Annotated in this window: 15 protein-coding genes; 7 read left to right on the forward strand and 8 right to left on the reverse strand. The window is 62.5% G+C overall.

What is annotated here, in order from left to right:
• The first annotated feature begins 4 nt into the window (after positions 1–4).
• From bamD to VHD36_13190, 4 genes are all read left to right on the forward strand, one after another.
• The gene (bamD, locus tag VHD36_13175) at positions 5–1,465 is read left to right on the forward strand and encodes an outer membrane protein assembly factor BamD (GenBank protein ID HVU88265.1); all 1,461 of its coding nucleotides are present in this window, start codon (positions 5–7) and stop codon (positions 1,463–1,465) included.
• A complete protein-coding gene (locus VHD36_13180) occupies positions 1,462–2,031 on the forward strand; it encodes an LptE family protein (protein ID HVU88266.1) in 570 nt (189 codons plus the stop codon). Before bamD ends, VHD36_13180 begins: the two co-directional genes overlap by 4 nt.
• Positions 2,032–2,041: 10 nt before the next feature.
• Positions 2,042–2,953: a dihydropteroate synthase gene (folP, locus tag VHD36_13185; protein HVU88267.1), complete on the forward strand. Its 912-nt coding sequence runs from the start codon at positions 2,042–2,044 to the stop codon at positions 2,951–2,953.
• 379 nt (positions 2,954–3,332) lie between these two features.
• Positions 3,333–3,620: a hypothetical protein gene (locus VHD36_13190; protein HVU88268.1), complete on the forward strand. Its 288-nt coding sequence runs from the start codon at positions 3,333–3,335 to the stop codon at positions 3,618–3,620.
• A gap of 105 nt (positions 3,621–3,725) precedes the next feature.
• On the opposite strand, the gene VHD36_13195 is transcribed toward VHD36_13190, so the two are convergent.
• From VHD36_13195 to VHD36_13205, 3 genes are all read right to left on the reverse strand, one after another.
• Complete coding sequence (locus tag VHD36_13195) at positions 3,726–4,679, reverse strand: hypothetical protein (protein ID HVU88269.1); 954 nt, start codon at positions 4,677–4,679, stop codon at positions 3,726–3,728.
• A 46-nt stretch (positions 4,680–4,725) separates the two neighbouring features.
• The gene (locus VHD36_13200) at positions 4,726–5,784 is read right to left on the reverse strand and encodes a hypothetical protein (protein HVU88270.1); all 1,059 of its coding nucleotides are present in this window, start codon (positions 5,782–5,784) and stop codon (positions 4,726–4,728) included.
• Between the two features lie 159 nt (positions 5,785–5,943).
• The gene (locus VHD36_13205; GenBank protein HVU88271.1) at positions 5,944–8,775 is read right to left on the reverse strand and encodes a VWA domain-containing protein; all 2,832 of its coding nucleotides are present in this window, start codon (positions 8,773–8,775) and stop codon (positions 5,944–5,946) included.
• A gap of 545 nt (positions 8,776–9,320) precedes the next feature.
• Between VHD36_13205 and VHD36_13210 the strand changes: the two genes are divergently transcribed.
• Positions 9,321–10,898, forward strand: coding sequence for an Hsp70 family protein (locus tag VHD36_13210; GenBank protein HVU88272.1), 1,578 nt, complete (start codon positions 9,321–9,323; stop codon positions 10,896–10,898).
• Between the two features lie 168 nt (positions 10,899–11,066).
• Positions 11,067–12,119 (forward strand): hypothetical protein, encoded by a 1,053-nt coding sequence (locus VHD36_13215; GenBank protein ID HVU88273.1) that lies wholly within the window; start codon positions 11,067–11,069, stop codon positions 12,117–12,119.
• 226 nt (positions 12,120–12,345) lie between these two features.
• Here the strand turns inward: VHD36_13215 and VHD36_13220 are convergent, their stop codons facing one another.
• The 5 genes from VHD36_13220 to VHD36_13240 all read right to left on the reverse strand — a co-directional run bounded on the left by VHD36_13220 (position 12,346) and on the right by VHD36_13240 (position 19,076).
• Positions 12,346–12,717 carry a response regulator gene (locus VHD36_13220; protein ID HVU88274.1) on the reverse strand — a complete coding sequence of 124 codons (372 nt, stop codon included), beginning with the start codon at positions 12,715–12,717 and terminating at the stop codon, positions 12,346–12,348.
• Positions 12,718–12,952: 235 nt separating this feature from the next.
• Positions 12,953–14,743 carry a PQQ-binding-like beta-propeller repeat protein gene (locus VHD36_13225; protein ID HVU88275.1) on the reverse strand — a complete coding sequence of 597 codons (1,791 nt, stop codon included), beginning with the start codon at positions 14,741–14,743 and terminating at the stop codon, positions 12,953–12,955.
• A 118-nt stretch (positions 14,744–14,861) separates the two neighbouring features.
• Positions 14,862–17,330: a PQQ-binding-like beta-propeller repeat protein gene (locus VHD36_13230; protein HVU88276.1), complete on the reverse strand. Its 2,469-nt coding sequence runs from the start codon at positions 17,328–17,330 to the stop codon at positions 14,862–14,864.
• Between the two features lie 236 nt (positions 17,331–17,566).
• Positions 17,567–17,869, reverse strand: a complete 303-nt coding sequence (locus VHD36_13235; GenBank protein ID HVU88277.1) for a (2Fe-2S)-binding protein — start codon at positions 17,867–17,869, stop codon at positions 17,567–17,569.
• Positions 17,870–17,876: 7 nt separating this feature from the next.
• Positions 17,877–19,076: a M20/M25/M40 family metallo-hydrolase gene (locus tag VHD36_13240; protein HVU88278.1), complete on the reverse strand. Its 1,200-nt coding sequence runs from the start codon at positions 19,074–19,076 to the stop codon at positions 17,877–17,879.
• A gap of 190 nt (positions 19,077–19,266) precedes the next feature.
• On the opposite strand from VHD36_13240, the gene VHD36_13245 reads away from it, so the two are divergent.
• Positions 19,267–19,743: a nucleoside 2-deoxyribosyltransferase domain-containing protein gene (locus VHD36_13245; protein HVU88279.1), complete on the forward strand. Its 477-nt coding sequence runs from the start codon at positions 19,267–19,269 to the stop codon at positions 19,741–19,743.
• The last annotated feature ends 7 nt before the right edge of the window (positions 19,744–19,750 follow it).

Here is a 19,750-nt window from a genome sequence, read left to right on the forward strand (position 1 = left end):
CGGCATGCGCGTGGTTCTCGGCAAGCACCTGATGGGACTGCTCGTGGCGGTGCTCTGCGCCGCGGCTGGGTGCAGCAGCTCGAAGCAGATCACCTCGGTCGAGGGACCGCTCACCCCCTACTCCCCGAGCGCCGTGCAAGCATCGAATGCGGCGTTGCAGCCCGAGGTGGCAGGTGCCCCGCGTGCCGCGGCGCCGCAAGTGAACGCTACGCCGACCTCGACCGCCGGTACCGGCGGACCGATCAATTTCAGTCCCGGAATCGTCGACCCCGACCTTTTGGACCCCGAAGAGAAGAAGCCCACCACCTTCGAGCGCGTGCAGGATTACATGTCGCCGAAGCGCATCAGCGAGCGGTGGAGGAAGCTGGTCGGGCGCGAACCGGATGAGGATTTTGCCCGACACAACTACAACCTGGCCGATCTTGCTTTCCGCGAAGGGGACTTCGAGGAAGCCGCCGAGCATTTCAAAGTCGCCGCCGACCGCTGGCCCGACTCCAACCTGCAGGAAGATGCGCTCTTCATGCTGGGCGAATCGTATTTCCAGATGAATTACTACCCGAAAGCGAGCAATTCCTGGCGCAAGCTGGTCAAGAAGTATGAGAACTCTCGCCATTTAGACCTGGTGATCAAGCGCCGCTTCGCGATCGGCCGGTATTGGGAACAGCGCAGCAAAGACGATCCGGTCCACGGGCTGAACTTCAAAGACAAGTCGATGCCCGTCTGGGACACGATCTCGAACACGGTGGCCATCTACGAAAGCATCCGCATGGATGACCCGACCGGCCCGTTGGCCGACGATGCGACGATGGCCACGGCCAACACGTTGTTCATCAATGGGCGCTGGGAGGACGCGGCGTACCATTATGACCTGATGCGGACCGAGTTTCCGCAAAGCGAATTCCAGGCCCAGGCGCATTTGCTGGGTATGCAGGCCAAGCTGCGCTCGTATCAAGGGCCGCATTACGACCCGCGCCCGCTCCTGGAAGCCAAGAAGCTGGGGCAGACCCTGCAAACGCAGTTTGCCGCGCAACTGCCCGGCGAGCGCGAGAACATCGCGCAGGCGCTGAAGACCATCGAGGCGCAGCTCGCCGAGCGCGATTACTCGCTCGGCCAGTTCTATCAGAACTCGCGGCACTACTACGCCGCGCGCTACTACTACACCGAAGTCGTGAAGCAATATCCGCAAAGCCGGTTTGCCGACCTGGCCAAGGCGGAAATGGACAAGATCAAGGACAAGCCGCCCGATTCGAAGAACGAAATCGAATGGCTCGCCAGCAAGTTCAAACGGGCGCCACAATTGCCCGCTGCTGCGCAACCGCCGGGCAATCAGGCTCCGGGCGGCGCACCAGGAGTACCGGGGCAACCGCAAGATCAGCCGTTTTTGGCGGGCCCCGGCCAACCGGCGCCGGGCGCCGTGCCGCAAATGCCCCCCACCGTGGCGCGGCAACCGGGGGATCAGCGATGACAAAGCCCGCCAACTTAGCTTGCGAGCCTCGCATTCGCCGCCGGCTGTTCGGCGCGGCGGCGATCGCCGCCTGCTGCTGCGCGAGCGTCGCCGGCTGTGCCGGCTATCGCTTCGGCGCCGACTCGATGTTCGCCTCCGATATTCAGACCGTGTATGTACCGACGTTCCAGTCGGACAGCTATCGCCGTGGACTGGCCGAGCAATTGACCGAAGCGGTGTGCAAGGAAGTCGAAAAACGGACGAACTACAAAGTCGTTAACAATCCCAACGCCGACAGCGTGCTCTCGGGCCGTATCTTGAACGAAGTGAAACGGATCATCGTCGAGTCGCCGACCGACGAGCCGCGCGAATCGCAGGTCGAATACTTCATCGAGGTCACCTGGCTCGATCGCCAGGGAGCGCTGCTCGCGCAATCGCAAAAGACGCCGCTGCCAGGCACCGTAGCCAACATCAATCAGACGGCCGACGTCGTGCCGGAAGTCGGTCAATCGATCGCCACCGCGCAGCAAGACGTCTGCAATCGGCTGGCGTATCAGATCGTTTCCATGATGGAAACGCCGTGGTAAGCTCGGGCGGATGAACGCCGACGAACGACTTCTCTATCCTGGCCAGATCTCGCATCGCGCCCGCCGGTGGCGGCTGAAAACGCGCTCGCTCGAGCTGCCGGTTCGGCCGCTGTTGATGGGAATCGTCAACGTCACGCCGGACAGCTTTTCGGACGGCGGAAAGTTCGCCGACACGAATGCGGCCGTCGATCAAGCGCTGCGCCTGGCGGCCGAGGGGGCCGACCTGTTGGATATCGGCGGCGAAAGCGCGCGCCCGTTCGCGGACGTGATCGACGCCCGCGAAGAGTTGCGCCGCGTGCTGCCCGTGGTCGAACAGGTGGCCGCGGCGACGCGCGTGCCGATATCGATCGACACCTGGAAAGCCTCGGTGGCACGCGAGGCGCTGGCTGCCGGCGCCGAGATCATCAACGACATTACTGCGCTCGCCGGCGATCCGGAAATGATTCCCCTGGCGCTTGAGACCGGGGCCGGCCTGTGTGCGATGCACATGCGCGGCACGCCACAAACCATGCAACTCGACCCGCGCTACGACGATGTCGTCGCCGAGGTGTACGACTACTTGCGCGCCCGGCGCGACGTGCTCGTCGCCGCCGGGATCGACCGGGCGCGCATCGCCTTGGACCCGGGCATCGGCTTCGGCAAAACACACCAGCACAGCCTGACGCTCCTGGCCGCCTGCCGTGGCTTGCACGAGCTGGGGCAGCCCGTCCTGGTCGGGCATTCGCGCAAGGGGTTCATCGGCAAGGTAATTCGCGACAAAGAGGCCGATCGCACGCCCGGCACGATCGGCGTGGCGCTCGCGCTTGCACAACAAGGCGTTCAGATCATCCGCGTGCACGACGTGGCCCCGGTGCGGCAGGCGCTATGGCTGTTCGAGGCCGCCGGCGGCCTGGACGGCCGGCCGGGGACGATCGAGGACTGAGCGCGACGCCGACGCCGTGCATCTTCCCTTAGAAATGCATCCGGCGAACCGGCCGATTCTTTGATTTAGCCGGCGGGCTCGCCCGCCGCTCCTCGACATAGCCGCTCCTGCTCCTTCAGCGGCGCACGGACAAGCGAGTGGTCCGTGCCACCCGGGTGTGTCCACTGCCACCCAGGTTTTGTGTGTGCAACCCACAGTGGTCCGTGCCCACGATTGTCGAGAGGGCGTGCTAGCGTTCGTTTCGCCTAACTCCCGTGGTTACGCTAGTCGATCGGGGCTGAATCGGTTATTATGGCATTCGGCGCCCTGTTTCCCCCTCGGCGGTGGGGAATTGCCGGGGTGGATGGTTCCGGGGAATCGTCGCGGGAAGAAAAAGGCCATGGCAAAGATCGTCAGTCGCAAGGACAAGCGTAAAGAGGCCGAGGCGGCCGAAGCCGCGGATGCCAAGCCCGCCAAGAAGGCCCCCGCGAAGCGCAAGAGCCGCGCCAAGGCTGCCAAGGACGTCCGCCTTAAGGCGTTCTGGGGTGTTTTCAACCAGTCGATGAAGCGGGTGGCCCTGTTCGATTACAGCGAGCGCAAAGCGGCCGACAAGAAGGCCGCCGAACTCACCGCCTCGGCCAAGACCCCGCACTTCGTCCAACCGGTCAAGGAAGCGATTGCGGAGTAGGACAGCTGCCCGGGATCGCGATGACTTGACCGCTCTGTTCCTCGCCCTCTTCTAATCGGAGCGACCTGTTCCCCCCCGTGGGTGCGTTTTTCTGCGCGCGAGGCGCTATTCGGAACGTATCGGGGGCTGATAGCCGAACCCCATCATCCCGCCCGGATGTCCGAGCCGTCCTAACTCACTGAGAACTTCCTGCACCTTTTCTTGGTTGCTCGCTTTTTGACGGACGACTAAAGCATCCCAAGAGCGGTCCTCATCGCCACGTGGCCCCTTCATTTTCACCACGGCAATGCCACCGGTCTGCAACGAGTCCGGATCCAAAATCGTCGCGAGGGCTACCGCCATGTCTTGCCCACCCGCACTATCGAGCCGGTAGACCATCGTGGTTACTTCATCCGGATTGGGATGGGCCGCAGCATTTTCGGCGCGCTTCGGTAGTTCGGCGCGCAACATGGCAAGCAACTCCTTGATTTCCTTGTGCACGTCGTACTTCTGCGAGATTACGAGCGTCGACGCCACGCGCGTAATCGATCCCGGCCCGCCGTTGTCGTCCCAAGTGTCTGGCTGAACAATGCTGGTGATCGTGTTGATCAAGTTATCAATGACACTACGCCGCGGCCCGCGATCCAAGAGATCGCCGACGGAATAAACTTTTGTCGTCAGTATCTCGTCCGCCTTCTCCTTGCTCGTGATTTTCAGAATTTCGTCTTGAACGGTGAAATCTAGATCGAATTCTTCCAGAACGAGCCGCAACGCCGCTTCGAGCGAAACCGGTTTGCGTAGCGACAGCGTGACCATCGCCGAAGGATCAACGGCTGCGTCGGTCATCCCCTTAGGATCGACTCTGATGTTGATCTCGAACTTTTTGCCGAAGTAATCGATCACGTCCGCGAGGGGCGTGTCGGCGAACTCGACCTGCACTGGCCGCCGCAAGAGGGCCTCGAAGTCGACGGGGTCGGCTACGGAAGCGTCCTGCGGCGCCTTCGATTCGTCCCCCTGGGCGTTGAGCCCGCGCAGCGAGCAGAACGTGACGACGATTACCAACAAGGTTTTGCGTGACATGCCGATTGTCCCTTCCCTATCTCGACGCCAAGTGCGAAGCCAAGACTTATTGCTGTCCCGGCACCAGTATCATGCCGCCTCCGCCGCCCCAGCCGCCGAATGCCGTCATCCCACCCGTGCGACTTGGCCGCATCCCCGTAAGCAAATCAGCAATCGCGTCGTGAACTTCGCCGGTTTGGCGGACAAAAAGCATATCCGACGATAGAGTCTCGGTCTGGCCGGGTTTGGACAGCCGCTGGCTAACAACGCAGATCTCTCCTTCGCCCCCCTTGCCTTGCCAGGTCGAAGGGGCGATCAGCTTGCGAATCGCGTCGGCGGCCTGTTCACCTGAAATCGTGCCGACGTTGTAGGTCTTGAGAAAGAGTTCATCCTTTCGCGCGTTGGCCGGGGCGCCGTGCTCCTTTTGCTGCTGCCGCAATTTCGTGAGTAACTCGGCGACCTCGATGTGGACGTCTTGCTTCTGACTGAACACCAACGACCCCGTCGCCAGAAACGGCTGGATGCTGCCCGGGCCGCCATTGTCGTCCCAGGTGTTGGGCTGAATCGTCGAAGTGATCAGATTCATCAGCGGCCCATAATTCGGTCGCTTCGAGCCACCGACAACGACCAGGTCGCCCACGTAGTAGATCTTGGTCGTGAGAACCGAATTGGCTCTTTCGCGGCTTGTGATACTGAGCACCTCGTCCTGAACAACGAACGCCAGGTCGAACTCCCGAAGAATGAGGCGCAGCGCTGACTCAAATGTGATCGGCTTGTGCGTGGCGAAGGTGACGGGCGCCGACGGGTCGACCGCGGCGTCGGTCAGGCCTTTACCGTCGATGAGGATGTTGATCTCCAGGCGGTTCGAGCAATAGTCGACAACATCGGAAAGAGGAGTGTCGACGAATTGGAGGTCGACAAGATCCTTGAGCGCGCGCTCGATTCTCTCCGTTTGCTCCTTGGCACTACCGGATGTTGCCGAGGTAACGATGGCCGCCTTGTCGCAAACTGCGCCCGCGCCACCACTGCCGGTCGATCCCGTTCCCGGCGTGTCGTCGGCCATGCACGTTGAACCAACTCCCCAACACACCAGAAGCGCAGCAACGAACATCTTCGTGGGTAACATGCGTGCCTCCCTTGTGAATGGCCAGAAATGCTGAATTGTCGTGAGCACGGCGGTTCCGATCGCCCCTCTCAGGATCGTTTAGCGAGTTGAATGTATCAACCAGCGCGATCAATGTGGACATTCGTCAATTGAGTTACTTTCTGAGATTCGGCACTCCACCTACGGCGAGATGGCCCGGACTTTCTTCACCAAATCGGTGAATTCCAGGCGGTAGCCGTCGCGGTCGGCGCCTTGGCTTGCTTCGGCCAGTTGCAGGACCAGGTCGATGTTGGCACTCCCCTTGTGCGCCGATTGGCGCAGGATCATGCCGAAGGCGGCGACGGCCGCGGCGAACTCGAAATCGTCTCCCGCCGCGGCGATCGGCTGGCTGCGATCCGCGACAGGGAACTTCAGCAGCTTGCTCTCGTTGCCATCCGGCTCTTTGTAGCGGAGCTTGAGCATCAAGAGATCGTTCGACCGTTCGGCGGCCGGAGTCGACGGGGTGCTTTGATACTCCAGCTTGTCGACCGTACCTGGTGCGCCCGGGGCGCCCGTGGGAACGACTTCGTAGAGCGCCGTGACAGTGTGCCCGGCCCCGATCTCGCCGGCGTCTTTCTTGTCGTCGTTGAAATCTTCCTTGGCCAGGATGCGATTCTCGTAGCCGATCAGTCGGTACGATTGCACACGTGCCGGATTGAACTCGATCTGAATTTTGACGTCTTTGGCGATCGTCACCAGCGTGCCCGAGAGTTGTTCGACGAGCACCTTGCGGGCTTCGGCGAGCGAGTCGATATACGCGTAGTTGCCGTTGCCTTTGTCGGCCAGTTGCTCGAGCGTGGCGTCTTTCAGGTTGCCCATGCCAAAACCGAGCACGCTGAGAAAAATGCCGCTGGCGGCCTTTTCCTTGACCAGCGCGACGAGTTGCTCGCGATCGGTAATGCCGACGTTGAAGTCGCCGTCGGTCGCCAGGATCACTCGATTCGCGCCGCCGCGGACGAAGTTTGCCACGGCGGTGTCGTAAGCCAGTTGAATGCCCGAGGCGCCATTGGTCGAGCCACCGGCTTGCAAGGCGTCGATGGCCTGCATGATCTTCTGCTTGTCGCTCCCCAGGGTCGACGGGAGCGCTACGCCTGACGCGCCGGCATAGACCACGATCGCCACGCGGTCGTTCTCGTCGAGCTTGCCGAGCAGGAGGCGCAGTCCCTCCTTGACGAGGGGGAGTTTGTTCGGGTCGCGCATCGAGCCCGAGACATCGAGCAGGAATACCAGGTTGCTGGGGGGACGCTTGTCGACGGCAATCTCGCGCCCCTTCAGTGCCACTCGCACCAGGCGATGCGCGGGCGCCCAAGGGCAATCGGCCACCGCCGTGTGTGCGGCAAAGGGGACGTTGTCTTGCGGCGGAGCGTAATCGTAGCGGAAGTAGTTCACCATCTCCTCGATGCGCACGGCATCTGCCGGAGGCATGGTGTTCTGATTCAGATAACGCCGCACATTGGCGTAGGCGGCCGTATCGACATCGATCGAGAAGGTCGAAAGGGGCTGTTGCCAGACGGATTCGAAGTTGTTTTCGACGATCGATGCGTAGGCCTCGCCGCTTTTCGCATCGGCCGAGGGAACGTGGTGGCCGTCGTCGCCCCAAGGTCGACGTGGGAGCACGCGGGCGAAGGCATCGTCCGCGACGCGTTCTTGTTTTTGCGGCTGTTGGCCTCCGCCAGCCAGCGTTCCGCCGGCCATTCCTCCCCCCATGCCGCCCGCCATGCCACCCATTCCACCAACCCCGCCGCCAGCCATTCCTCCGAACGGTCCTCCACGTGTTGCGCCGCCGCGGCCGCCGCCCATCCCTCCGCCCATTGCGCCACCGCGGCCTCCGAACGTTCCTCCACCCGTGCCGCCCGGCATGCCACCCATCATTCCACCGCCCATTCCACCACCCATCATCCCGCCAGTCATGGGACCTGTGGGATTTGAGCCTGACAACATTTCGGCGATCTGATCGTGGACGTCGCCGGCTTGGCGAATGAGTAGCGCGTCTCCCGTCGTCGCGGCGTTGGGCTGTCCCTGGGTTGACGCGCTGCGCTCGACAACGCAAATCTCGCCTTTGCCCCCCTGATCCTTCCAGGAGGATGGCGCGACGAGCTTCTTGATCGCCTCGGCCATCTGCTCGCCTGACGCCGTGCCGGTGGAGTAGAGCTTTGTAACCAGTTCGTCCTTCCAGGTGTTCTTGTCGCCGCCGCGATTTTTCAATCCTTCGCGTAGTTTCTCGAAGAGCTGTGCGATCTCGTCGTGAACGTCCTGCTTTTGGCTGAATACCAAAAATTCTCGGGCGAAGGGTTGGATGCTGCCCGGTCCGCCGTTGTCGTCCCAGGTGTCGGGCTGGATCGTGGACGTGATGAGATTCATCAGGGGCCCGAACTGAGGTGCTCTCTGAGAGCCTGTCCTTATCAAATCGCCAACGAAGTAAACCTTCGTCACCAGGATTTCATCCGCCTTTTCTTTGCTGGTGATCGTCAATGCCTCGTTTTGGACGACGAAGGTCAGATCGAATTCTTCGAGCATCATTCGCAGTGCCGATTCGAAGGTAATCGGCTTACGCGTGGCAAAGGTGACCGGCGCCGAGGGATCGACGGCGGCGTCGGTCAGTCCTTTGGGATCCAACCGGATGTTGATATCCAACTTCTTGCTGCAATATTCCATCACGTCCGCCAGGGGCGTATCGGTGAAGTCCAGATCAACAGGCTGCCGCAGAATGCTTGCGTAGTCGACCTCGCGAGGTTCGTTCGGCCGAGCCAGACCGCGGGTGCCCTGATCTGTCGACCCGGCGGCAGGCGCACCTGCGCGCAGGCCGCTTAACCCCCCGCCAACGCCTCGAGGTTTTTCCTTTGCTTGGGAGGGTGCGTTATTCGGAGTGTCGGATCCGAACGGATCGACTTCCTCGACCGCCTGAGCAGAAACGACGTTCGTCGTCATCAGGCACACCACGAGCGCAGCCGCCAACGTCCACTTGCGTGACATAGACACCTCCTCTTCTGGCGCGATTTATTCACGGAACCGTGAATGCAGAAATATCGCGAGCCGCAGGCGGTTCCGGCGCCTGCACTCCTCTATGCACGAATGCTACCCGAGTGCGATAGCCAATCGCAAGAAAATTCCACAGGCTTTCCCGTTGCCGTGCCGTTCCGAAAAATCGGCCTCACGGCACCGCCCCTTCCCCGTCCCACGCGCCGGGCATACAGTCAAATTAAGGGGAGATGCCTGCTGTCTTCCGAAGCTGGTCTCGGCGAGGCCCCGGGGCGTAGGGTGCGCTCTTGCGCACCAGGAACGAAGCTCCCGCGCCACGGTGCCCACAGGGCACCCTACGGGCTCCAGCGGTCAGATTGCGCCGTCACCTCGCACTTTCACTTCGTTGACTCTCGTCGAGGGGCAGCCCACAATCGCATTTCCGATTCATCGCCGGGCCTGTCCGGGTTGCTGTGACGGCACAGCGGTCGCGGCGTCGCGCCGGCGGCGAGAGCGACTTGTCAATCAGTTCCACCGATTCACGCGGAAGTTCGTCGCCCATGGAGTTCCAACCCGGTCTGACCGTCGGTATTGATCTTGGCACCACGTTTTCGGCCATTGCCCATCTGGATGAGCAAGGCAACCCGGTCGCGCTCCCGAACGAAGACGAAGAGATCGAAACGCCCAGCCTGATCCTTTTGGCCGAAAGCGGCCACGTGATCGTCGGCCCCAGCCGCATGCGGGCCGCGATGGAGGATCCCGAGCACGTTGTCGAGCGCGTCAAGCGGCACATGGGCAATGCCGAATTCAAGCGCACCTTCGACGGTCACGAGATCACGCCCGAGTTCTTGTCGGCGCTGATTCTGAAAAAGTTGCGGCAGGACGCGGAAAAGCAAATCGGCAAGATCGGCAACGCCGTGATCACGGTGCCGGCGTATTTCAACGATTCGCGCCGCAAGGCAACGCAGGACGCCGGCAAGATCGCCGGGCTGAACGTCATCGACATCATCAACGAGCCGACGGCCGCGACGCTCACCTACGCCTGGCATCGCAACGAGCTGGGCGCCTCGAAGCAGGCCTTTGACAGGCCACACCAGGCGCTGGTGTACGACCTGGGGGGCGGCACGTTCGATGTGACGCTGGTGCGCTATACACCCACGCACTTCCAGGTGCTGGCCACCGACGGCGACGTGCAGTTGGGGGGCGTCGACTGGAACGATCGCATCCTGGAGCACGTGGCCAAGGAGTTTCAGGCGCGCCACAACCTCGACGTGCGCAGCTCGCCGGCCACCATGCAAATGCTGCGGCACGACTGCGACCAGGCCAAGATCATGCTCTCCGAAGATCAGCAGGCCTCGATCATCTGCCGGCATGGCGGCAAAAGCTTGTCGGTCACGATCACGCGCGAACAATTCGAGGATATGACTGCCGACCTCTTGCAGCGCACGATCGACACCACCGAACAGGTGCTGGAACAGGCCAAGATCGAGCCGGGCCAGCTCGACGCCATCGTGCTGGTGGGCGGGTCGACCTTGATGCCCAAGGTGCCCCAACTGCTCGAGCAAGTGACCGGCATCAAGCCGTACCAGGGGATTTCACCGCACACGTCGGTGGCGCAAGGCGCGGCGATTCACGCCGCGATTCTGGAGGCGAAGTATCGCGGTGAAAAAAGCGAGCTCGGCGAGAAAGTACGCCGTTACCTCAAGCAGATCAAGCAAGAGGACGTCAACTCGCACGGGCTGGGCGTGGCCGTCAAGCATCCGCGCACCGGCAAGATGATCAATCACCTGATGATCCGCCGCAACACGCGGCTGCCGGCGGAAACCAAGCAGACTTTCCACACCAACGCTCCCGCGCAGCAGCGCGTGACGGTGAAGGTGATCGAGGGCGATGCGCCGGATCCCGAAGCCTGCTCGTTGATCGGCAATTGCAGCATCACGAACTTGCCCGACAATCTGCCCAAGGGCGCGCCGATCGAAGTGACTTACGCCTTCGACAGCTCGGGCCGGGTGCGCGTGCGGGCCAAGGACGTGACCGGCGGGCAGGAAGCCACGATCGACATCCAGCGTAAAAGCGGCTTGGACGACAAGCAGGTCGACGCCTATACGAGTCTGGCGAAGGATTACGTCGTGGAATAGACTCGTGAGGGCCCGCGATCGCTGTGCCTGTAGGGTGCACTGTGTGCACCAGGAACCGCGCGGGCGCGTGACCGACCCAGCTCGCACGCGCTAATCATCCGGCCGAGCCGAGCGCGTGGCGTGCCAAGATACTCTTAGCCGGCGAAATCACTCATCCACCGATAGCACATGGCGAAACAGTTAGAAGTCTACCGCGATTGGCTGGGCATCACCGAGACAGCCCGGCCGCTGACGCATTATCAGCTTCTGCGGTTGAACAAGTTCGAGGACGACCCGGCCAAGATTCGCTTGCACTATCGCAAGATGAACGCCCACGTCCGGAAGTTCGCCAGTGGCGATTTCGCGCAGCAATCGCAAGATCTCCTCAACGAGCTGGCCAAGGCGATGCTGTGCCTGACGGACACGCGCCGCAAGGGAGAATACGACGCCTCGCTGGGCCGCGCTGAAACGAGCAAGCGCCGCAAGCACACGTTGGAAGAAATCCTCGTGGGTCGCAAGATCATCGACGCGACAGGACTCGAGAAAGCGCGCAACCTGGCCAAGGCCATCAACCTGGAAATTCGCGACGCGGTGATCCAGCAAAAAGTGCCGGCCGACGTGGTGATGATGGCGTATGCCGAATCCCTAGGTTTGCCGTATATCGATCTGGCGGACGTTGGCGTCAGCGAAGAGCTGGCGCCGAAGGTGCCGGCCGTGCTCGCAAGGCAACATTCCTGCGTGCCGGTGATGGCCGACCATGGCGAATTGTTGATGGCTTCACCCAATCCGCTCGTGCCTGACGTCGAGGAAGAGTTGCGGCTGCGATTTGGCATGCCGGTACGTACGATTCTTTGCACGCCGGCGGACGTCAACGAGGCGGTGGGCAAGTATTACCCGAAGGAAGCCGCCGCCGCGCAAATGGCCGCCGGCGTCGCCACGGGGACGGCGCTGGCCGACGTGGCCGCGCCGGCCGCCAAGGGGAAAGCGAAAGCGGACGCGGACGCCGCCGAAGCGGCCCCGACCGCCGACAAGGCCACGATGAAGAAGCGCCAGCAGATGGGAGCCGGGCTGGGCCTGATGTGGGGCCTGATCGGCATGACCCTGTTCGGCAACCTGGCCCCGCGAATGGCCAAGAATTGGGGCCTGGGCACGAATCTAAAGCTCTACGGCGCCGCCCTGGCTGTCGGTCTCGTACTGGCCGGCATCGGCTTCGTCGTCGGCAGCATGTTCAAGCGGGCGTAATAGGCGGATTAATCCATCCGCAGATTACACAGATTTCGCAGATAGATGTGGGCGATATGAGCACGCCCTCAACTACTAGCCCGAAGCGCGAGCGAGGGAATGATTCGCAACGACTCCCTCGCTCGCGCTTCGGGCTAGTGTCATTGCAGCCGTCAAATGACTCTCATCCCGCATTCTTCCCATCTGTGGAATCTGCGGATGGACTTCTTCGCAGCGCTAGGGGCGATCACCCTAGAACGGCGCGCAGCTTTGCGGCGGTTTCCGGGCGCGAGAGTTCCGCTTTGCCAAAACCGGGCAGGGCGCCAGCGGCCACGGCCGCGGCTTGCGCATCGGCATAGTTGCTGACCAACATCACGGGAACGCCAGCCAGCGCGGCGTCGGCCTTGATCGCCGCCAGGATTTCCATGCCGTCAGAGTAGTCGGCGTCCAGCTTGCGATTGATGAGCACGAGATCCACCGGCTCGCGCCGCAGCTCGGCGAGCGCGTCGGTCAGGCCGTGCGCCTGCACCACCGTGGCCGCGAAGCGCGATTCGAGCAACCGGCGAATCGAGAAATGATCCGGCGAACACTGGCCGACGTCGAGCACGCGCTTGCTCATGTGACAAGCCTACAAGGAAAAGACAAATGCATCCGCAGATGACACAGATTCCGCAGATACGTGGGCGAACAATGCCCGCATTCAATTACTAGCCCGAAGCGCCAGCGAGGGAACAAGAGCGCCTCGCTGGCGCTTCGGGCAAGTGTGATTGCGACCGTCAATAGACGCGTAGCGGGTTTTTCGAATCTGTGCAATCTGTGGACGTATTCGTCGCAGCGCTGCAAACCAAGGACATCTACTTGTCTTCCATGTTCTCGATGGCGAACAGGTGCGTCTTGTTGGCGATGTACAGGATGTCGTTGGCCACGACCGGGGTGCTGTAGACCGAATTGCCCATGTTGTTCTCGGCCAGGATTTCTTTTTCGGTGCCGAGCTTGAACACGGTGACCTTGCCCTCTTCGTCGCCGACAAACACCTTGCCGTCGACGATCAAGGCCGAGCCCCAGGTGGCCGCGAACAAGTCGTGCGTCCAGTAGGGTTTGCCGGTCTTGGCGTTGAGGCAGTGGAACAGCCCGCTGAAGTCGGAAAGATAGAGGATGTCGTCCTTGATCACCACGGTGCCGCAGGTGCGGTGCATGGTTTCTTCGAATTCGACTTTGCCGTCGCCGTTCTGGTCGAAGTCGGCGTAGTGCCAGACCACGGCCGAGTTCGGATTCGGCCGGGCGACTTCGCCCGCCGTCGGGTCAACGGCCTGCAACCGCTTGTGCGGGATGGGCTGCTTGAGGTTGTTGACGTTGAAGGCCAACTCCGAGCTCACGTCGCCGCGCTTCGTGGGATCGATGCACCACAGGTGCCCCTGCCCTTCGCCGTGCTCGGGATCCTGACCGACGGCCAGGTAGACCAGCCCTTCGTACACGACCGGCGTGGCGATGATCTCGTTGCGTGTGCCGCGTCCGCCGAGGATGTATTTCGACTCCTTGGGATTAGCGTCGAACTTCCACAACATTTCGGCCTTGCCGCCGGGCGTGGCTTCGCCCAGGAAGCTGTACAGGTAGCCGTCGCCGCCGGCGAACATCACTTGCGGCACGCCGCCGAGCACGGCGTACGTCGGACTCGACCACTGACCGTGCAGGATGTTCATGCCGGGCGAGCTGTCGGACCACAGCACCTTGCCCGTGTTCTTGTCGACGGCCAGAAAGCTGGGCGCTTGCGGCGCCGGCAGGTTGACGTGAGATTCGTCGACGCCGTTCGAGGTGCAAACCCACAGGATGTCGCCGGTGGCCGTGATCGAGCAACTGCACATATTGTGCTGCGACACGCCCAACTGCTTCATCATATCCAAGTCCCAGATGACGTCGGCTTCGTCCTTTTCCGTACTCTTCTCCGACGTGAAGGGGCCGTTGTTCTTGCCGTCGAGGAAGCCCTCGGTATCGAGGCAGAGAACTTCGCCGCGGCTGGTGACGAACCACAGCCGCTTTCCTTCGACGTACGGGGCGCAGCAGATGCCTTGCAGCGGCCAATCGTGCACGCGGCCGGTCGGCAGCTTTTCGCTCGAGTGCTGCCACAGGAACTTGCCGTCTTCCTCGTTGAAGCACAACAGGCAGCCAAGATCGGTCTCGGCCGGGTACCGCTTCAGCCAGCCGGCGCCGTTGTTGGTGCCGACCCAGATCTTGCCGTCGGCCACCACCGGGTTGCCGTAGCTTTGCGAGCCGAGCTTGGCGACCCACTTGATGTTCTTGCTGGTTTCCTTCTTCCACTCGCCCGTCTTGGCGTCGAAATCGCCCGTCTCCCACTCGGCGGGAATGTTCTTGCCCACCGGCGTGTTATTGCGCAGCGACGAGCCGGCCCACTGGTTCCACCAGCGATTGCTGACCTCGGGGCCGGCATCCTTCTTCGCATCGGCCGCCTTGGCGTCGGCTTTATCCGCCGGCTTGGCGGCGGTCTTGGGGACCGTTTTCGCGGGCGTGGTAGCGGCAGGCGCTTTGGGAGCCGCCTTCCTGGCCTGCTGAGCTGAGACGAAACTGAATCCGCCAAGGCCGACCGCGCCGACCAGGAGCAACATCGCCCCGAAACGCAAAGATTTCATGATCGTGGTTTCTCGCTGAGAATTGCTCGTGCCTTCGGCTTTTCCGAAGACATCGAAAAGCAGACCAAAAAGCCTAGGTTTTTCTTTTCCCTGCCAAGCGGTACGACCGCCGCGCCGGTTATTTCGCCGGGGTCGGCGTGACCAGAATGTTATCGTAGTACAGCTCGGCGTTGCTGGCATTGCCGAACAGGCCGGGGCTCCCTTCGGTGTTGGGAGTCGCGTCCTCGGCTTCGATGGTCCAGGCCGAGGGCTCGGACTCGCCTCGCGGCCAGACCTTTCCCTTGAGTACGGCCTTGCCGTCCACCACGTTCGCCTGGAACTTCATCGTGTACCAGACGTCGGGCTTCCACTCGAAGGGAACCGACTTCGAGAAGCGATCGAGCACGCTGGTCCAACTGCGGATTTGCACTTGCTGGCTGGCCCCCATCAGGTCGAGCGTATAGCGCTGGGCAATCAGTCCGATGTCGGGCATCTTGCCGTCTTTTTGGCCGTTCGCCGCGCCCTCGGCCGGCTTGGCGCTATCCGGCTTGGCATCGTCGGCGGCGGTGCCCGCCTCGTCCTTTTCCTTTTCATCTCCTGCCGCGGCTACCCCGGCGGCCGGAGCATTATTGAACGCCATGCTGCCGCGCACGTCGGCCTGAATCGTGTAATTGCTCAAGTTCGTTGGGCCCATCCAGCTTTGGCTGCGGGTTCCCTTGGGGATGGTCGTGATTTTGGCAATCACGTGTTCGCCATCCAGATCGCGCGGCACGTGACGGACGCGGGCGCCGACCCAAGTGACCGGCACCTGGCCGTCCTCGAAGGTGAACTTCCAAGGCAGCGGCGGCTCGATGCGCACGCGCGCCGTGCCGGCCAACCCACCCACCTTGGCCGTGATGATCGCGGCGGCATGCCCGTCGACGGTGCCAGCGGTGAAATTGCCCTTGGCGTCGATCTCGGCCGGACCTTCGACCGAATACGTGGCGTCGCTCTCTTTGATCAATTGTCCCAGCTTGTTGAAGAGCCGCGTCTTGAACGCGATCTTCTCCCCCGGCTTGACCAGGGCTTCGGCCGGAACGACTTGCACTTGGGCGGGCGTCTTGTCCGTCAGCGCGGCCTCGGCCGGCGGGGCGGGCGGAGCGTCAGCCATCGGCTTGGCGTCTTCCTTGCCGATGCAGTACATGGCAACCGTCGTCGGCAAATAAATACGTCCGTGCGATACCACCGTCGAGCCGTAGATTTCCTCGCCGTCGGGGAAGCGCAGACGCTGGGAGATCTTCACGCCGTTTTCGGTCGGTTCCAAGACGTGCCAGGCGCTCGTGGTGCAGGCAAAGATCTTGCCGTCGGCATAAACCGGGCTCGCCCTGGTGATCGTACCCAGCAAGTGCGGCTGCTTCTTGCCGACGTCGGCGCCTGTGGCAGCGTCGAGAACGTAGACAACGTTCGAATCGTCAAAAGCGTAAATGCGGCCGTTCCAGAGCAGCGGCGAGCTTCGGCCGACCATGATCTCCTTGCGACGCCATTTCTCGTTCGTGGCGGTGATGTCTCCCATGCCGACCGCGTTGTAAGCGCCGAAGGCGCCCATCGTGCTGTCTTCGCGGTTCTCTTCGCTCTGCCCCATGTAGACCGTATTGCCGTCGACAAGGGGCGATACGTTCAGCCCGCGCAGCGAAAAGCGGAACGACCACACCGGCTTGCCGGTACGAGGCTGAAAAGCCCACACCGAACCGTCGCCCGAGCCGAAGATCATGAGCGGCTGACCTTCGACCACGGCCAGAAAGGGCGTGCTGTACGTGGTGTCATCGGGCAGCGGGCGGGTGCCGTTGATCCACACCAGCTCGCCCGTCCCCTTGTTGAAGGCCATGAAGCGGTGCATGGGCTTGGCTAACTCGCCCCAGCCGGTCGTCACGGCGCTGATGATCACCAGGTCGTCGAATACGACCGGCACGTTCGTGCGTCCGCCGTAGGTGCTGAGCAAGCCGAATTCCTCGCTCAGCGAGCGCGACCAGAGGGTCTTGCCCGTGTCGCCATCGAGGCATTGCAGGTAGCCGCAGACTCCCATGGCGTAGACACGCCCGGTCGTGGGATCGCCCACGCAACAGCTCCAAGCGACGCGCGTGTCGGGCACGTCGGAGAGAAACACGTTGAACTTGTTTTCCCACAGCACTTTGCCCGTTGCGGCGTCGGCACAAATCACCTTTTCGCCTTCGGCGTGGGTGCCGGGCTCGCTGCTGGCCAGCGTGTAGAGCTTGCCGTGCATGACGATCGGCGTACTGCGGGTGCGCAGATCTTCGCTCTTCCAGAGCAAGTTCTTGCCGGACTTGGGATCCCACGAATCCGGTAACCCCGTCTCGCGCGAAATGCCGTTCTGCTCGGGGCCGCGCCAGTTAGGCCAATCGAGCGGATCGATTTTCTTCAGAGCCGAGGCGGGTTTGGCTGGGGTGTTTTTCGCCACAGCCGTCGGAGCGGCGCCCTTGGCCTTGGCGGAGGCGGCCGGAGCTTTCGCTTTCGTCTTCGGCGCTTGGGCCGCAACGCTGGTCGCGCTGAGCGACAACAAACTGACGGCCGCGAGGAAGGTCAATAGTCTGGCAAAGGCACTCGGTTGCATGGGAGGGCTCTCAAGAGACCGGGTTGTCCGGATTGGGCAAGGCGGGACTGCAACGCAGGAAACGCAGAACGGGGTCACTTAAAGGATAAGGCACCGCCCTACCCCCGGCAAGGCTGCTCGCGCGGCGCGCAAAGCCACGCCGGACCATGCTTTCGGACAACAACGCAAGCGCCTATGCCAGATGGCTTAATTACCGCGCCTGCGCACGGACGCTTGTGCCGCGGCACGCGACAATATTACGCATCCACTTCGTCGATCGGTGTCGCACCGGGCGGCGGCGTGCCGCCCCCTTGGCGAATGTAGCCGGCGCGTGCGCGCGCATAGTCCGCCGGACTTGGGTCATTCTCGACCGTTACACCACCAGCGGCCGCCGCTTTGAACATGCGCTCGAGATAAGTGCGGCACCACCCACAGCCGGTGCCGGCGCCGAAACATTCGCTCATCTGACCGGCGCGGCGCGGCTTTTCGACGCGCAAGAAGTTGACGAGCTTGCGCTTCGTGACGTGAAAACAGAGGCAAACTTCGTCGTCGAGTTCCATACTCAAATCATTCGCTGGCGGTAGCTAATCGCAAAGCGACCCGGCATGCACGGCGAAACTCGATCAGGTCCAATTGCTCGGTCACCATGTGAGCGTTCAGTTGCCCGCAGCCCAGAGTGACCGTGGGAATGCCGCGGGCGGTGAGCCAGTTGGCGTCGAGTCCGCCATTGGAAACAAAGTGAAACGGCTTGCCCCCCGTCGCTGCCACGGCCGCGCCGGCGGCCGCGATCGAAGCATCATCCTCAGGCAGCCGAAACGATTCGTAGTCCTGCCGGTACTCGCAGGAAACTTTCCCGACGGCTCCGGTAATGCTGCGAACTTCGCCGGCCGCCTTCTTGAACGCCTCGATGATCGCGTCGCGAATCGCGCGGCGAAAGACGGGATCGTGGCTGCGAGCTTCGGCCTTCAGGTCGACGCGGTCGGTAACGACATTCGTGGCCGCGCCGCCCTGAATGACGCCGATGTTGCTCGTGCCGCGGCTCGCGCCTTTGCGCACGTCGCCCAGCCAGCCGGCCTGTTGCAGTTCGGCGATCGCCAGGCCGGCAATCGCTATGGCACTGACGCCTTGCTCGGGCGCCCCGCCCGCGTGACTGGCGATGCCGTGGACCGTGATTTCCAAACGATAGGCGCCGGTGGCGCCGACGGTGAGCTTTTCGGCCGAGCCACCGTCCCAGTTGAACGCCAGCTTGGGCTGCCCCAAGAGTGCCAGGTTGGCGTGCCGCGCGCCGAAGAGGCCGACCTCTTCTTGCACGGCCCACAGGAATGCGAGCGGCGGATGCGGTAACTTGCGTTTCAAGATCTCGCATGCCGCGGTGAGCGTGACGGCGCAACCGGCGCGATCGTCGGCTCCCAATCCCGTCGGTGCGGACGAGCTGACGCGATCTCCTTTGACCACCGGCTTCGAACCGGCGCACAGGGGGACGGTATCCATGTGCGCCATCAACAACCGCCGCGCTCCACGCATCGTGCCGGGCAATCGCAGCACGAGATTTCCGACCGCCCCTTTCAGTGGTGTGTGGCGATGAGCCTGGTCTCCGCGAATCGCCGACGTTGGCGCACCGGCGGCACGCAACTGATCGATGATAAACTCGCGCACTTCCCCTTCCTCGCCGCTCTTTCCAGGAATTGCCATCAAGGCGAGCACCCGCTTTTGCGCGGCGCGCAGATCGGGTTCCGGAGCCGGCAGCGCCGGTTGCTGGGCAGGCATTTTCCCCGCTCGCGGTTTGGACGTTTTGTTTCGCGCGATGCTCATTGGTTGCTCTTGAAATGCGGATGCGAGCCGTGCCCTGACTTGCCGGAACGGTTCTGCGCCTTATCCTAGCCGGCAACGTGTCGTCGTGGCAGTCGCCCCGACGGGAGGCTGCATTTCAGGCCTGCAATCGCTCGCGATACCCCCTATGCGCATCTTTCTGGCCGGCATCATGCAAGGTTCGCACCTGGCGTCGGCGATCCATAACCAGGATTATCGCGCCCGCATCAAACAGTTGCTCACCGAGCATCTCACGGGCGCGGCGGTGTACGACCCGCTGGCCGATCATGCGAACTCGCTCGATTACGACGACACGCGCGGCCGCGAGGTGTTTTTTCGCCATAATCAAATGTCGGCCGAGGTCGACGTGCTGGTGGCGTTCGTGCCCGAAGCCTCGATGGGCACGGCAATCGAGATGTGGCAAGCGTACCGCAGCGGCAACGTGGTGATTACGATCAGCCCGCTTGTACTGAATTGGACGGTGCGATTCCTGAGCCATGAAATCTACGCGACCGTCGAGGATTTCGCGGCGGCGCTTCAGTGCGGGGCGCTGGCACGGCGTCTCTCGGAACTGATCGCCGAGCGCCGCCAGGCCATCCCGTCGCGCGGTGAGCAGGCTTCGTAAAGCCCGT

Source organism: Pirellulales bacterium (genome assembly GCA_035546535.1).
Classification (GTDB): domain Bacteria; phylum Planctomycetota; class Planctomycetia; order Pirellulales; family JACPPG01; genus JACPPG01.

Coding starts and splice junctions, on each gene's coding strand:
- VHD36_13180 (HVU88266.1), top strand. CDS start 1,462: ATGACAAAGCCCGCCAACTTAGCTTGCGAGCCTCGCATTCGCCGCCGG.
- VHD36_13245 (HVU88279.1), top strand. CDS start 19,267: ATGCGCATCTTTCTGGCCGGCATCATGCAAGGTTCGCACCTGGCGTCG.
- VHD36_13235 (HVU88277.1), bottom strand. CDS start 17,869: ATGGAACTCGACGACGAAGTTTGCCTCTGTTTTCACGTCACGAAGCGC.
- VHD36_13225 (HVU88275.1), bottom strand. CDS start 14,743: ATGAAATCTTTGCGTTTCGGGGCGATGTTGCTCCTGGTCGGCGCGGTC.
- VHD36_13195 (HVU88269.1), bottom strand. CDS start 4,679: ATGTCACGCAAAACCTTGTTGGTAATCGTCGTCACGTTCTGCTCGCTG.
- VHD36_13230 (HVU88276.1), bottom strand. CDS start 17,330: ATGCAACCGAGTGCCTTTGCCAGACTATTGACCTTCCTCGCGGCCGTC.
- bamD (HVU88265.1), top strand. CDS start 5: ATGCGCGTGGTTCTCGGCAAGCACCTGATGGGACTGCTCGTGGCGGTG.
- VHD36_13220 (HVU88274.1), bottom strand. CDS start 12,717: ATGAGCAAGCGCGTGCTCGACGTCGGCCAGTGTTCGCCGGATCATTTC.
- VHD36_13205 (HVU88271.1), bottom strand. CDS start 8,775: ATGTCACGCAAGTGGACGTTGGCGGCTGCGCTCGTGGTGTGCCTGATG.
- VHD36_13210 (HVU88272.1), top strand. CDS start 9,321: ATGGAGTTCCAACCCGGTCTGACCGTCGGTATTGATCTTGGCACCACG.
- VHD36_13200 (HVU88270.1), bottom strand. CDS start 5,784: ATGTTACCCACGAAGATGTTCGTTGCTGCGCTTCTGGTGTGTTGGGGA.
- VHD36_13240 (HVU88278.1), bottom strand. CDS start 19,076: ATGCCTGCCCAGCAACCGGCGCTGCCGGCTCCGGAACCCGATCTGCGC.
- folP (HVU88267.1), top strand. CDS start 2,042: ATGAACGCCGACGAACGACTTCTCTATCCTGGCCAGATCTCGCATCGC.
- VHD36_13215 (HVU88273.1), top strand. CDS start 11,067: ATGGCGAAACAGTTAGAAGTCTACCGCGATTGGCTGGGCATCACCGAG.
- VHD36_13190 (HVU88268.1), top strand. CDS start 3,333: ATGGCAAAGATCGTCAGTCGCAAGGACAAGCGTAAAGAGGCCGAGGCG.